The organism is Streptomyces sp. NPDC050743, assembly GCF_044456925.1.
In the GTDB taxonomy this organism is placed as follows: Bacteria; Actinomycetota; Actinomycetes; order Streptomycetales; family Streptomycetaceae; genus Streptomyces.
In genome coordinates this window covers 23,791-36,546 of the sequence record NZ_JBITGJ010000016.1, presented here as the reverse complement: position 1 = coordinate 36,546, position 12,756 = coordinate 23,791, and the positions used below count along the sequence as shown (strand labels likewise).

13 protein-coding genes are annotated in these 12,756 nt (G+C 72.7%); 3 read left to right on the top strand and 10 right to left on the bottom strand.

What is annotated here, in order from left to right; all coding sequences use genetic code 11:
- Positions 1-9: 9 nt before the first annotated feature.
- The 8 genes from ACIBJF_RS18175 to ACIBJF_RS18140 all read right to left on the bottom strand — a co-directional run bounded on the left by ACIBJF_RS18175 (position 10) and on the right by ACIBJF_RS18140 (position 7,359).
- Complete coding sequence (locus ACIBJF_RS18175) at positions 10-801, bottom strand: SDR family NAD(P)-dependent oxidoreductase (RefSeq protein ID WP_399174720.1); 792 nt, start codon at positions 799-801, stop codon at positions 10-12.
- A gap of 64 nt (positions 802-865) precedes the next feature.
- Positions 866-2,011 (bottom strand): 3-oxoadipate enol-lactonase, encoded by a 1,146-nt coding sequence (gene pcaD / locus ACIBJF_RS18170; protein ID WP_399174718.1) that lies wholly within the window; start codon positions 2,009-2,011, stop codon positions 866-868.
- Entirely contained in the window at positions 2,008-3,348 is a 1,341-nt protein-coding gene (gene pcaB, locus ACIBJF_RS18165; RefSeq protein WP_399174717.1) for a 3-carboxy-cis,cis-muconate cycloisomerase, read from the bottom strand. The genes pcaD and pcaB overlap by 4 nt, the downstream gene beginning before the upstream one ends.
- Positions 3,345-3,947, bottom strand: coding sequence for a protocatechuate 3,4-dioxygenase subunit alpha (gene pcaG / locus ACIBJF_RS18160; RefSeq protein WP_399174716.1), 603 nt, complete (start codon positions 3,945-3,947; stop codon positions 3,345-3,347). The genes pcaB and pcaG overlap by 4 nt, the downstream gene beginning before the upstream one ends.
- Before the next feature lie 5 nt (positions 3,948-3,952).
- On the bottom strand, positions 3,953-4,726 hold the full coding sequence (gene pcaH / locus ACIBJF_RS18155; protein WP_399174714.1) for a protocatechuate 3,4-dioxygenase subunit beta: 774 nt from the start codon (positions 4,724-4,726) through the stop codon (positions 3,953-3,955).
- A gap of 16 nt (positions 4,727-4,742) precedes the next feature.
- Positions 4,743-5,963 (bottom strand): thiolase family protein, encoded by a 1,221-nt coding sequence (locus ACIBJF_RS18150; protein ID WP_399174713.1) that lies wholly within the window; start codon positions 5,961-5,963, stop codon positions 4,743-4,745.
- Complete coding sequence (locus ACIBJF_RS18145; RefSeq protein WP_399174711.1) at positions 5,960-6,604, bottom strand: CoA transferase subunit B; 645 nt, start codon at positions 6,602-6,604, stop codon at positions 5,960-5,962. The genes ACIBJF_RS18150 and ACIBJF_RS18145 overlap by 4 nt, the downstream gene beginning before the upstream one ends.
- Positions 6,604-7,359 carry a CoA transferase subunit A gene (locus ACIBJF_RS18140; protein ID WP_399174709.1) on the bottom strand — a complete coding sequence of 252 codons (756 nt, stop codon included), beginning with the start codon at positions 7,357-7,359 and terminating at the stop codon, positions 6,604-6,606. The genes ACIBJF_RS18145 and ACIBJF_RS18140 overlap by 1 nt, the downstream gene beginning before the upstream one ends.
- Positions 7,360-7,541: 182 nt before the next feature.
- On the opposite strand from ACIBJF_RS18140, the gene ACIBJF_RS18135 reads away from it, so the two are divergent.
- Entirely contained in the window at positions 7,542-8,006 is a 465-nt protein-coding gene (locus ACIBJF_RS18135; RefSeq protein WP_399174707.1) for a MarR family winged helix-turn-helix transcriptional regulator, read from the top strand.
- A 43-nt stretch (positions 8,007-8,049) separates the two neighbouring features.
- On the opposite strand, the gene ACIBJF_RS18130 is transcribed toward ACIBJF_RS18135, so the two are convergent.
- Positions 8,050-9,087 carry a DUF3048 domain-containing protein gene (locus tag ACIBJF_RS18130; RefSeq protein ID WP_399174706.1) on the bottom strand — a complete coding sequence of 346 codons (1,038 nt, stop codon included), beginning with the start codon at positions 9,085-9,087 and terminating at the stop codon, positions 8,050-8,052.
- Between the two features lie 147 nt (positions 9,088-9,234).
- On the opposite strand from ACIBJF_RS18130, the gene ACIBJF_RS18125 reads away from it, so the two are divergent.
- The gene (locus tag ACIBJF_RS18125) at positions 9,235-10,425 is read left to right on the top strand and encodes a zinc-dependent alcohol dehydrogenase (protein ID WP_399174703.1); all 1,191 of its coding nucleotides are present in this window, start codon (positions 9,235-9,237) and stop codon (positions 10,423-10,425) included.
- A 27-nt stretch (positions 10,426-10,452) separates the two neighbouring features.
- Here the strand turns inward: ACIBJF_RS18125 and ACIBJF_RS18120 are convergent, their stop codons facing one another.
- Entirely contained in the window at positions 10,453-11,529 is a 1,077-nt protein-coding gene (locus ACIBJF_RS18120; protein ID WP_399174701.1) for an ATP-dependent DNA ligase, read from the bottom strand.
- A 74-nt stretch (positions 11,530-11,603) separates the two neighbouring features.
- On the opposite strand from ACIBJF_RS18120, the gene ligD reads away from it, so the two are divergent.
- Positions 11,604-12,623: a non-homologous end-joining DNA ligase gene (ligD, locus tag ACIBJF_RS18115; RefSeq protein WP_399174698.1), complete on the top strand. Its 1,020-nt coding sequence runs from the start codon at positions 11,604-11,606 to the stop codon at positions 12,621-12,623.
- Positions 12,624-12,756 lie beyond the last annotated feature (133 nt).

The following is a 12,756-nucleotide window of genomic DNA, read 5'->3' as shown; positions in this document are numbered from 1 at the left end:
CCGCGGACCTCACACCGTGAGCAGCTGCTCCGTGACCGCCGCCAGCCGCTTGCGTACCTCCGGGTCGTAGGTCTCCTCGTGCGCCCGGGCCCGCCGCGTGCCGTCGAAGTAGCCACCGCTGCCCGACTCCTCGGTGGCCAGGGCCAGGACGCCCGGTGCGCCGTCGGCGACCGAGTTCCACGGGGCGATCTCGCTCTCGCGGACCATCGCCGTGTCCATGAAGGTGGCCGGGTGCAGGACGTTCACCGACACCCCGCTGTCCGCGAGTTCCTCGGCGAGCGTGAAGGTGTGCGCGGCGAGCGCGAACTTGCTGCGGCAGTACGCCGACATGCCGGTGTAGCCGCGGGTGAGTTCCGGGTCGGAGAAGGCGAGGGGTTCCTGGCCGGCCGAGCCGACGTTCACGATCCGGGCCGGCGCGTTGGCCCGCAGGACCGGCAGCAGCGACCGGGTGAGGACGACGGGCGCGAGGTAGTTCACGGCGAGCCGCAGCTCGTGGCCGTCGGCGCTCAGCTCCCGCCCGGAGCCGGGCGCGCCGCCGCCCACCCCCGCGTTGTTGATCAGCACGTCGAGGCCGGGGTGCGCCTCGGCGACCCGGGCGCCGAGCTCACGCACCTCGGCGAGGCGGGCGAGGTCGGCGACGAACCCCTCGGCCTCGCCCTCGGTGCGCAGTTCCGCGACCAGCCGCTCGGTGCGGTCCCGGTCCCGGCCGTGGGCGAGGACGACATGGCCGGAGCGGACCAGTTCGAAGGCCACGTACCGGCCGAGTCCGGAGGTGGCGCCGGTGATCAGAATGGTGGACATGCTGCCACCCTAGGCACGGCCCGGCGCCGCGAGGGAGGTGCTGCTGAAGCTACGACCGGCAGGGTCACCCTCGGCCCTCGGCCCGCCCCTCCTCCTCGTCCACCTCGGCGAGGACCCGCTGGGCCGTCGCGAAGGCGGAGTTGGCGGCCGGCACCCCGCAGTAGACGGCGGTCTGCAGCAGCACCGCGCCGATCTCCTCGGACGTCAGCCCGTTGCGGCGCGCCGCCCGGACGTGCATGGCCAGTTCGTCGTAGTGGCCGTGCGCGACCAGCGCAGTCAGCGTGATCATGCTGCGCTCGCGCCGGGACAGCGTCGGATCGGTCCAGATCTCGCCCCAGGCGTAGCGGGAGATGAAGTCCTGGAACCGGGCGGTGAACGGGGTCTGCCGGGCCTGCGCCCGGTCCACGTGCGCGTCGCCCAGCACCTCCCGGCGCACCGCCATGCCGCTCGCCGGAGGCCCGTCGAGCTGGGTGCGCAGCGCCGTCAGCACGGCCCGCGGGCACTCGGCGGGCGCCAGATGGGAGGCGCCGGGCAGCTCGACCAGCGTCGAGCCGGGCACCGCGTCGGCGATCTCCCGCAGATGCGCGGGCGGTGTCGCGGGATCCTGCCTGCCCGCCACGAGGAGTGTCGGTACGGCGATGTCGCCGAGCCGGTCGCGCAGGTCGAACGCGGCGAGCGCGTCGCAGCAGGCGGCGTACGCCTCCGGATCGGCCTCCCGGTGGTCCCGGACCAGCCCCGGCACGCTGAAGCCGGGGGTGAACCAGCGCGCGTCGGCGCTCTCCACCAGCCATTCCATGCCCTCGCCGCGCACCCGCTGAGCCCGCTCGCGCCAGGCCGTGGCGCCGCCGAAGTGGGCGGAGGAGCACAGCACGGCCAGCGAGGTCAGCCGGTCGGGGTGGTGCACGGCCAGGTGGAGGCCGACGGCGCCGCCGAGGGAGACGCCGGCATAGGCGAACCGGTCGATGCCGAGCGCGTCGGCGAGGGCCAGCACCAGCGCGGCCAGGTCGCCGACGGTCGCGCCCGGCCCGATCAACTCGGGCGCCGATCCGCCGTGGCCGGGCAGGTCCCAGCGCACCACGCGATGGGCGGCCGACAGCTCCGGCGCGACCGCGTCCCACAGGGCGTACGAGGTGCCGAGCGACGGCCCCAGCAGCAGCGGGGGCGCCGAGGCGGAGCCTTCCGCCAGGTGGTTGAGGAGTTTCTCGGTCAACGTCGCTCCAGTGCACGGTCGGTGAGGGCACCGGCGAAACCGGTGTAGTCGGCGGGGGCGCACAGGTCGTCCAGGTCGAGGTCCTTCAACTCGACCTGCTCGCTCAGGAGTTCGCGCAGCGAACGGTCCTCGGCGTGGGCACGGCGCGCCAGTTCGGTCAGCAGCTCCTTGGCCCGCGCACGACCGAGAACGGGGCCGAGAGCGGCGGACAGCCGCTCGGACACGATCAGACCCCGGGTGAGACCGAGGTTCCGGCGCATCGCGGCGGGGTGCACACGCAGGCCCTCGGCCAGCTCGGCCGCGTGGGATGCCGAGCCGCCCGCCAGCCGGAGCAGGTCGCGCAGCGGCTCCCACTCGGCATGCCAGGCGCCGGCCGGCCGCTCGTCCTCGGCGGCGACGGAGCCGTACAGCGTGGCCGCGAGCTGGGGGGCACGGCGGGCGGCGGCCAGGAGGAGCGTCGAGTGCACCGGGTTCGCCTTGTGCGGCATGGCCGACGAACCGCCGCCGCTGCCCTCGCTCACCTCGCCGATCTCGGTGCGCGTCAGCGTCAGTACATCCACGGCGAGCTTGCCCAGGGCGCCCGTGGTGAAGGCCAGGCACCCCGCCAGGTCGGCGATCGGCGTGCGCAGCGTGTGCCAGGGCAGCGCCGGTGCCGCAAGCCCCGCTTCGCGGGCGTACGCCGCCGTCAGCGCGGCGGCGTCCTGGGCGCCGTACGCCTGGAAGGCCGCCAGCGTACCGGCCGCGCCGCCGAGTTGGGCGGGGAGCGAGTCCCGTACCCGGGTGACGCGGTCCGTTGCGTCCAGGACCAGCGAGCGCCAGCCGGCCGCCTTCAGCCCGAACGTGGTCGGTACGGCGTGCTGGGTCAGCGTCCGTCCCGGCATCGCCGTGTCCCGGTGCTCGGCGGCGAGCCGGGCCAGCGCCCGCTCGGTGCGGCCCAGGTCGGCCAGGACCGGGCCGAGGGCGCGCACGGCGACCAGCATCGTCGCCGTGTCCATGATGTCCTGGCTGGTGGCGCCCCTGTGGACGTAGGGGCCGTACTGCTCGCCGACCTCTCTGGTCAGGTCGGCGACCAGCGGGATGACCGGGTTGCCGCCGGCTGGGGTCCGAGCCGCCAGGGAGCGGATGTCGAACCGGTCCGGGACGGCAGCCTCGGTCACCGCCGCCGCGGCCTCGGCCGGGGCGAGGCCCAGGGCGGCCTGCGCGCGGGTCAGCGCCGCCTCGGCGTCGAGCAGCGCCCGCAGATACGCGTGGTCACCGGTCGCGGACGCGGCGCCCGACTGCCCCCACTCGGGTGCGAGCAGGCCGGTGTCGGCGTACGGAGGGGACGCAGGTGTCACTGGAACTCCAGGAAGACCGTCTCGCCTTCGCCCTGAAGGCGGATGTCGAAACGGTAGGTGCCCGGGCTCTCCTCGGCGGCGATCAGTGTGTCGCGCCGGTCGCCCACCCGGGTGAGCAGCGGGTCGGCGGCGAGTGCCGCGGCGTCGTCGGGCAGGTAGATACGGGTGAACAGGTGGACCAGCAGGCCGCGCGCGAAGACGCAGACGCTGAGGTACGGGGCGCTCTGCCCGCGGGCGCCGGGGCGGAGCGTACGGGCGTACCAGTGGCCGTCGGCGTCGGTCTGGATGCGGCCCCAGCCGGTGAACTCCACGCCGTTGCGGCCGAGGTATCCGCCGGTGGCCGGGTCGCGCCGGATGGAACCGTCCACCCGCGGCACCGTGCCGTCGGGGCGCGGCCCCCACAGTTCGACCAGGGCGTCCGGCAGCGGCTTGCCCTCGCCGTCGAGGACGTAGCCGTGCACGGTGATCGTGTCCGGGTGGCCGAGCGGGGCGATCTCCTCGCCGCCGCGGAAGGGCAGGGCGTAGCCGTAGAACGGGCCGACCGTGTGGGACGGCGTGGGCAGCACCTGCTCCGGGCTGCTCGTGTCGATCTTCGTCATGGCGGTCAGCGTCCTTCCTCGATCCAGGTGGCGGCCGGGCCGTCCAGCACGATGTCCCAGTGGTAGCCGAGCGAGAACTCCGGCACCGACAGGCCGTGGTCGTAGGTGGCGACCAGCCGCTGCCGGGCCGCGTCGTCCGTCACCGACTGCAGGATCGGGTCGTACGGGAACAGCGGGTCGTTCGGGAAGTACATCTGCGTCACCAGCCGCTGGGTGAACGCCGTGCCGAACACCGAGAAGTGGATGTGGGCCGGACGCCAGGCGTTCACATGGTTGCGCCACGGATAGGGGCCGGGCTGGATGGTGGTGAAGTGGTAGCGGCCCTCGGCGTCGGTGAGGGTGCGGCCGAAACCGGTGAAGTTCGGGTCGAGCGGTGCGTCGTGCTGTTCGCGCTGGTGGGCGTAGCGGCCCGCCGAGTTGGCCTGCCAGATCTCGACGAGCTGGCCGCGCACCGGGCGCCCGGCGCTGTCCAGCAGCCGCCCGGAGACGGTGATCCGCTCGCCTATGGGCTCGCCCCGGTGGTGCCGGGTGAGGTCGTTGTCGATCCCGGTGATGTCGCGCTCGCCGAAGGCGGGGGAGTGCAGCTCCACCAGTTCCGGGTCCTGGGCGGTGTCGATGGCGACCAGGGGCTGCTTGGGGTGGCGGAGCACCGAGGAGCGGTAGGGCGCGTAGTCGCGGCGCGGGTGGTGCTCGACGGGGGCGCCGTCGGCGACGCGCTTCTCGTACGCGGCGTGCTCGGTGGCGATTTCGAGGTCGATGTCGGCCTGGGTGAGAGTCATGGGACGTCCTAGGGGGTCAGCGTTCGAGGACGAGGGCGAGGCCCTGGCCCACGCCGATGCAGAGGGTGGCCACGCCGGTGCCGGTGCCGCGGCGGGCGAGTTGGTGGGCGACGGTGCCGGCGAGCCGGGCGCCGGAGGCGCCGAGCGGGTGGCCGAGCGCGATGGCGCCGCCCTGGGGGTTGAGGATCGCCGGGTCGAGGCCGGGCCATTCGGCGAGGCAGCCGAGGACCTGGGCGGCGAAGGCCTCGTTCAGCTCCAGCACCGACAGGTCGGCGAATGCCTTGCCGGCCTTGGCGAGCGCCCGGTTGACGGCCTCGACGGGGGCGAGGCCGAAGTAGTGCGGGTCGGTGGCGGAGACTCCGGTGGTGGAGATCCGGGCGAGCGGTTCGCGGCCGGTCGCCTTCAGGCCCGCCTCGTCGGTGAGGAGCAGGGCGGCGGCGCCGTCGTTGAGCGGGGAGGCGTTGCCGGCGGTCACTGTGCCGTTCTCGGTGCGGAAGGACGGTTTCAGCTTCGTCATCGCGGCGAGGGAGGCGTCGGGGCGTACGCACTCGTCGGCGGCGAAGGGGACCGGCTCGCCCCTGCGCTGCGGGACGGGCACGGGCGCCGACTCGGCGTCGAACAGGCCCTGTTCCTGGGCGGCGGCGGCCTTGTGGTGGCTGTGCAGGGCGAACTCGTCCTGCTGCTCGCGGCTGATCTTGTGTTTGTCGGCGATCAGTTCTGCGCTCTCGCCGAGCGGGACGGTCCACTGCGGATCCATCGCCGGGTTGACCATGCGCCAGCCCAGGGTGGTGGAGTACAGCTCGGCGTGTCCGGCCGGGAAGGGGCGGTCGGACTTGGGCAGGACGTAGGGGGCGCGGGTCATGGACTCCACGCCGCCCGCGAGGGCGATGTGGGCGTCGCCGACGGCGATGGCGCGGGCCGCCTGGATCACGGCCTCCAGGCCGGAGGCGCACAGCCGGTTGACGGTCACGCCCGGCACGCTGGTGGGCAGCCCGGCCAGCAGCGCGGCCATGCGGGCCACGTTGCGGTTCTCCTCGCCGGCGCCGTTGGCGTTGCCGAAGTAGACGTCCTCGATCCGGGCCGGGTCCAGCTCCGGTGTGCGGGCGAGGAGGGCGCGGATCGCGTGGGCGGCGAGGTCGTCGGGGCGTACGGAGGCCAGGCCGCCGTTGTAACGCCCGATGGGGGTGCGGACGGCGTCGACGAGGTACACCGTATTGAGCCTGTTGACGGCGTTCACAGCAGATTCTCCGGGATGGTGAGTTCGGCGTCGGTCCGGGCGACGACGTCGTCGACGGTGACGCCGGGGGCGGCCTCCACGAGGGCCAGGCCCCCCTCGGTGACGTCCAGCACCGCAAGGTCGGTGATGACTCGGTTCACACAGGACGTGCCGGTGAGCGGCAGCGTGCACTCCTTGAGGATCTTCGGGGATCCGTCCTTCGCGGTGTGGGTCATCACCACGATCACCTGACGGGCGCCGTGCACCAGGTCCATCGCGCCGCCGATCCCGGTGACCAGCTTGCCCGGCACCGCCCAGTTGGCCAGGTCACCGCCGGCGGAGACCTGCATCGCGCCCAGCACGGCCACGTCGATGTGCCCGCCGCGGATCATCGCGAAGGACAGCGCCGAGTCGAAGAAGGACGCGCCCGGCAGGACCGTCACGGTCTCCTTGCCCGCGTTGATCAGGTCCGGGTCGACCTGGTCCTCGGTCGGGTAGGGGCCGGTGCCCAGGATGCCGTTCTCCGACTCCAGGACGACCTCGACGCCCGCAGGGAGGTGGTTCGGGATCAGCGTCGGCAGGCCGATGCCCAGGTTGACGTACTGGCCGTCGCGCAGCTCCCGCGCCGCCCGCGCGGCGATCTCCTCGCGTGTCCAGGCCATCAGCTGCTCACCGTCCGCTGCTCGATCCGCTTGTCCGCCGCCTGCTGCGGGGTGAGGGCCAGCACCCGCTGCACGAAGACGCCGGGCAGGTGGACGGCGTCCGGTTCGATCTCGCCGGGTTCGACCAGCTCCTCCACCTCGGCGATCGTGACCTTCCCCGCCATGGCCGCGAGGGGGTTGAAGTTCCGGGAGGACTTGTTGAAGACCAGGTTTCCGTGCCGGTCGCCCTTCGCGGCCCTAACCAGCGCGAAGTCGGTGCGGATGGCGCGCTCCAGGACGTACTCGGTGCCGTCGAAGGCCCGCACCTCCTTCGGCGGCGAGGCCAGCGCGACGCCGCCGGAGCCGTCGTAGCGCCAGGGCAGCCCGCCCTCGGCGACCTGGGTGCCGACCCCGGCCGGGGTGTAGAAGGCGGGGATGCCCGCGCCGCCCGCGCGCAGCCGCTCGGCCAGCGTGCCCTGCGGAATCAGCTCCAGCTCCAGCTCACCGCCGAGGTACTGGCGGGCGAACTCCTTGTTGCCGCCGATGTAGGAGCCGGTCACCCGGCTGATCCGCCCGGCGGCCAGCAGCACCGCGAGTCCGGACTCCATGGCCCCGCAGTTGTTGGAGACGACCGAGAGGGCGCCGACCCCGCGCTCGTACAGCGCCTGGATCAGCACGTTCGGCACACCGCTCAGCCCGAATCCGCCGACCGCGAGGGACGCGCCGTCCGGCACATCGGCCACCGCCTCCAGGGCCGTGGCGACCACCTTGTCCATCCGTGAAGCCTCATCTCTTCGCCATTAATCAGCGCACTGAGTATTTCAGCGAGGTGTTCTCACACGCTGCCACCGGAGACGATGTCCGTCAAGGCGTGGAGTATTTGCACTTCGCGCAGGAGACAGGAGGTCCGGTCGCCGAGTATTGTTCAGTGCACCAACGAAGTGATCAGGGAGCGCACATGGGCGCGGTGGACCTCACCACCCATCCCGGGCATCTGGCCCGGCGGCTGCAGCAGGCGCATTACCTGCTGTGGAACACGATGGTCTCCGAGGAGATCACCTCGCCGCAGTTCGCGGTCATGAACGCGCTCGTCGCCGAGCCGGGCCTCGACCAGCGGACCGTGGGCGAGCGGGTGGGCCTGGACCGCTCGACCATCGCAGAGGTCATCAGCCGGCTCGGCCGCCGAGAGCTGCTGACCAAGGTGCGCGACCCCGAGGACGGCCGGCGTTTCCTGCTCCGGCTGACCGACGACGGCCTGCGCGTCCACCGCAAGCTGACCGTGCGCACCGCCCGGATGAACCAGGTCTTCCTGGCGCCGCTGTCCGCGGAGGAACAGACCGTGTTCTTCGACCTGATCCGCCGGGTCGCGGACGCGGCCGAGGGCCTGCGCAACCCGGGCGAGCCGCTGGCCACGCGGGGCTGACCGGTCGGGTACGGCGGTTCGCCGACCGGTCCGCCGCGGCGGTTCAGGGCGCCGGCGCGAACACCACCCACACCTGGCCGTCGGCGAAGTCCATCCGGCTGCCGTCCGCCGCCGTGAACGTGGTGCCGTCCGTCGCCGCCGGCCGTGACCAGGAGGCGTCGAAGGACCGGCCGTCGCGCAGCACCTGCGCCTTCCCCGAGCCGACCGTCTCGGTGTACGGCGTGTGGTTGCCGAGCACGTCGTGGTAGCGGGAGCTCCGGATCCTCACGTACTGCACGACGACCGTCGCCGGCGCCACCCGCGCGCCGTCCGTCGTCACCGTGGGCGTGCCGTCCATCGCGACCAGCCAGCGGTGCCGCTCGGCGGACCAGGTGAAGGTGAAGCGGGCGGCCGGGTAGCGGACCGTGCGCGAAGTGGTCGGGGTGCCGCCGGACGGAGCCGGGCCGTAGCGGAAACCGGTCGTCAGCGCCGCCTTGCCCGGGGCGGACCGCAGCAGCTCGGCGGGGTGCAGATAAAGGTTGTGCGGGGCGGCCTTGGCAGTGCCCCGGAAGTAGGCGGCGGGAGCCTCGTCGGGGGACTCCGCCCGCAGCGGCGCCTTGCCGATCAGCGGCAGCAGCTTGTGCTGGGCGCCGGAGAAGGCGAGCGTCGGCCGGTGGAACTGGCGCAGCAGCTCCAGATCGGACTCACGGGCGCTGCGCACCGGTCCGACGGTCCGCGGGAACCGGGTCGCGTACACCGCCATCAACCGGCTCAGACCGCCCTCCACCTGCTCGGCGTACACCACGTCCGCCGCGTCGAGCCCGGTCTGCGGGCGGGCCGCGGACACGTTGTCGATCTTCACGGCGAGTGGGGAACCGGCCGCGGTGACCGAGGGCGTCGGAGTCGGAGCCTGCGACGTGGGTGTCGGCGTGTGCCGCCGCGCGCGGTCGTCCTCCCGGCCGTGGTGCGTGCAGCCGGCCGTGAGCGAGACGGTCACCGAGACCGCCAGCGCGGCCACCGTCAGCGTCGCGCGTCGTCTGCGCGCTCTGTGTCCTGTGCCCACCCTGACCACCCCTGTTTGTTTTTCCGATTGTGCGCTCATCGGGTCATCGCTGGCCATATCCGAACGCTTGCGGTTATGCGAGGTCCGTGGGCGGCTCCGGCTCCGTCGCGAGGGGTTCGGCGCTGGTGGGCGCGGGTACCCGGGCGCCACCGCCAAACGCCCACGCGATCGAGGGAGCGGGATCCCATGAAGGCAGTCACCTGGCAGGGGCGGCGGGACGTCCGGGTCGAGGACGTTCCCGACCCGCGGATCGAAGAGCCCACCGACGCCGTCATCCGCATCACGTCCACCGGGCTGTGCGGCTCGGACCTGCACCTGTACGAAGTGCTCACACCGTTCATGACACCGGGCGACATCCTCGGGCACGAGCCGATGGGCATCGTCGAGGAGGTCGGCGCCGGAGTGCCCGATCTGAAGGCGGGGGACCGGGTCGTGGTGCCGTTCCAGATCGCCTGCGGCACCTGCTGGATGTGCCTGACCGGGCTGCCGACCCAGTGCGAGACCACCCAGGTCACCGGCGAGGGAATGGGCGCCGCCCTGTTCGGCTACACCCGCCTGTACGGTGCCGTGCCCGGCGCGCAGGCCGAGTACCTGCGCGTGCCGCAGGCGCAGTTCGGGCCGATGAAGGTGCCCGAGGGCCCGCCGGACGACCGCTTCGTCTATCTCTCCGACGTACTGCCCACCGCCTGGCAGGCTGTCGAGTACGCCGCCGTCCCGCCCGGCGGCACCCTCGCCGTCCTCGGCCTCGGCCCGATCGGCGACATGGCCTGCCGGATCGCCAAGGCACGCGGCGCGGAGCGGGTGTTCGGCGTCGACCTGGTGCCGGAACGGCTCGCGCGCGCCGGCCGGGACGGCGTGGAGACCTACGACCTGCGGGCCTTCGACGACGAGAAGGCGCTGGTCCACGCGATCCACGACGCGACCGGCGGCCGGGGCCCGGACGCCGTGATCGACGCCGTCGGCACCGAGGCCCACGGCAGTGCCGCCGCCAAGCTCGCCCAGACGGCCACCGGGCTGCTGCCCCGCAAGATCAGCGCGCCCCTCGCGGAACGCTTCAGCGTCGACCGGCTCGGCGCCCTTCGCATGGCGATCGACCTGGTACGGCGCGGCGGCACCATCTCGCTGAGCGGCGTGTACGGCGGCATGGCCGATCCGATGCCGATGCTCACCCTGTTCGACAAGCAGATCCAGCTGCGCATGGGCCAGGCCAACGTCCGCCGCTGGGCCGAGGAGATCATGCCGTATCTGACCGACGAGGACCCGCTCGGCGTCGACGACTTCGCCACCCACCGGCTGCCGCTCGCCGAGGCACCGCACGCCTACGACATGTTCCAGCACAAGCAGGACGGCGCCATCAAGATCCTCATGCAGCCGTAGGACTCCGATCCGGGGCCCCTGCCCGGCTCAGCCCCGGTCCTTCTCGCCTAGGATCTCCGCGAGGTCGTAGCGCACCGGCTCCTCCAGCTGGGTGTAGGTGCAGCTCTGCGGCGTGCGGTCCGGACGCCAGCGGCGGAAGCGGGCGGTGTGCCGGAAGCGCTGCCCGTTCTCCATGTGATCGTAGGCCACCTCGGCGACCCGCTCCGGCCGCAGCGGCACCCAGGACAGGTCCTTCTTGCCCGACCAGCGGCTCGGCGCGCCCGGCAGCCGGGACGTCTCATGGGCGGCCTCGTCCGACCAGGCCGCCCACGGGTGCCCGGCCACGTCCTCCATCCGCAGCGGCTCCAGCTCCTCGACCAGTTCGGCCCGCTTCTTCATGGGGAAGGCCGCCGACACGCCCACGTGCTGGAGCTGCCCCCGGTCGTCGTACAGGCCGAGCAGCAGCGAGCCCACCACCGGGCCGGTCTTGTGGAACCGGTACCCGGCCACGACGACATCCGCCGTCCGCTCGTGCTTGACCTTGAACATGACCCGCTCGTCCTGCCGGTAGCGCAGATCGAGCGGTTTGGCGACCACTCCGTCGAGGCCGGCGCCCTCGTAGTGCTCGAACCACCGCTGCGCCACCTCGACGTCGGTCGTCGCGGGCGCCACGTGCACCGGCGGTGTCGCCTCGGCGAGCGCCTGTTCCAGCAGGGCCCTGCGGTCGGTCAGCGGGACGTCGAGCAGGGAGTGGTCGTCCAGGGCGAGCAGGTCGAAGGCGACGAAGGACGCCGGTGTCCTCTCCGCCAGCATCCGCACCCGTGAGTCGGCCGGATGGATCCGCTCGGTCAGCGCGTCGAAGTCCAGATGGCCCTCCCGCGCGATCACGATCTCCCCGTCCAGCACGCACCGCCCCGGCACCCGCTCCTTCAGCGCCGCCACCAGCTCGGGAAAATACCTGGTCAACGGCTTCCCGGTACGGCTGCCCAACTCGACCTCGGCCCCGTCCCGGAACACGATCGAACGGAACCCGTCCCACTTCGCCTCGTAGTGCATCCCCGGCGGAATCTTCGCCACCGACTTGGCGAGCATGGGCTTCACAGGCGGCATGACGGGAAGATCCATGGATCCGATTCTGCTCGCACACGCCGCGTGCCGCCCGGTATGCGAGCCGTGCGGGGTGCGCCTACCGTGGCCGCATGGGTGATGCGGTGGAACTGGAGGTGGACGGCCGGACCGTACGGCTGTCCAGCCCGGGCAAGGTCTTCTTCCCCGAGCGGGGTTTCACCAAGCTGGACCTCGCGCGGTACTACGTCGCCGTCGGCCCCGGCATCCTGCGCGCGCTGCGCAACCGTCCCACCACCCTGGAGCGCTACCCGGACGGCGTGGGCGGCGAGTGGTTCTTCCAGAAACGGGCCCCGAAGGGCATGCCCGACTGGATCCCGACCGCCCACATCACCTTCCCCAGCGGCCGCAGCGCCGACGAGATGTGCCCCACGGAGCAGGCCGCCGTCGTGTGGGCCGCCCAGTACGGCACGCTCACCTTCCACCCGTGGCCGGTGCGCGCCACGGACGTCGACCACCCCGACGAGCTCCGCATCGACCTCGACCCGCAGCCCGGCACCGACTACGACGATGCGGCCCGCGCCGCCCAGGAACTGCGCGCCGTCCTCGACGAGTTCGGCGGCCTGCGCGGCTGGCCGAAGACCTCCGGCGGCCGCGGCCTGCATGTCTTCGTCCCGATCGAGCCACGCTGGACCTTCACGCAGGTGCGCCGCGCCGCGATCGCCGTCGGCCGGGAGATGGAACGCCGGATGCCCGACCAGGTGACGATCAAGTGGTGGAAGGAGGAACGGGGCCGCCGTATTTTCCTGGACTACAACCAGACGGCCAGGGACCGCACCATCGCCTCCGCCTACTCCGTACGCCCCCACCCGAAGGCCACCGTCTCGGCACCCCTGCTCTGGGAGGAGGTCGGCGTGGCCCACCCCGCCGACTTCGACCTCGCCACCATGCCGGCCCGGTTCGCCGAAGTCGGCGACGTGCACGCCGACATGGACGACCACGCTTATTCCCTGGACGCCCTGCTGGAGCTGGCCCGCCGCGACGAGCACGACCACGGTCTGGGCGATCTGCCGTATCCGCCGGAGTACCCGAAGATGCCCGGCGAACCCAAACGCGTCCAGCCGAGCCGGGCCCGGCGGGAGCAGACGTCCTGAGGTGTGGGAAGCAACGCCGCAGCGGATGCTCCCCCGGCGGGGGCGGTGTTGGAGTGGCCCCGGCGCGAGGACGACTGGCGCGCGTATCAGGGGGAGGGCAGGCGCCGCCGACGGGCCGTCTCGGCCGGACGGG

What these genes read in the sequence shown, in the direction of transcription:
- ACIBJF_RS18130 (WP_399174706.1), bottom strand. Translation starts at nt 9,087, where the DNA reads ATGAGCGCACAATCGGAAAAACAAACAGGGGTGGTCAGGGTGGGCACA.
- ACIBJF_RS18120 (WP_399174701.1), bottom strand. Translation starts at nt 11,529, where the DNA reads ATGGATCTTCCCGTCATGCCGCCTGTGAAGCCCATGCTCGCCAAGTCG.
- ACIBJF_RS18175 (WP_399174720.1), bottom strand. Translation starts at nt 801, where the DNA reads ATGTCCACCATTCTGATCACCGGCGCCACCTCCGGACTCGGCCGGTAC.
- ACIBJF_RS18145 (WP_399174711.1), bottom strand. Translation starts at nt 6,604, where the DNA reads ATGGCCTGGACACGCGAGGAGATCGCCGCGCGGGCGGCGCGGGAGCTG.
- ligD (WP_399174698.1), top strand. Translation starts at nt 11,604, where the DNA reads ATGGGTGATGCGGTGGAACTGGAGGTGGACGGCCGGACCGTACGGCTG.
- pcaG (WP_399174716.1), bottom strand. Translation starts at nt 3,947, where the DNA reads ATGACGAAGATCGACACGAGCAGCCCGGAGCAGGTGCTGCCCACGCCG.
- ACIBJF_RS18135 (WP_399174707.1), top strand. Translation starts at nt 7,542, where the DNA reads ATGGGCGCGGTGGACCTCACCACCCATCCCGGGCATCTGGCCCGGCGG.
- pcaH (WP_399174714.1), bottom strand. Translation starts at nt 4,726, where the DNA reads ATGACTCTCACCCAGGCCGACATCGACCTCGAAATCGCCACCGAGCAC.
- ACIBJF_RS18140 (WP_399174709.1), bottom strand. Translation starts at nt 7,359, where the DNA reads ATGGACAAGGTGGTCGCCACGGCCCTGGAGGCGGTGGCCGATGTGCCG.
- ACIBJF_RS18125 (WP_399174703.1), top strand. Translation starts at nt 9,235, where the DNA reads ATGAAGGCAGTCACCTGGCAGGGGCGGCGGGACGTCCGGGTCGAGGAC.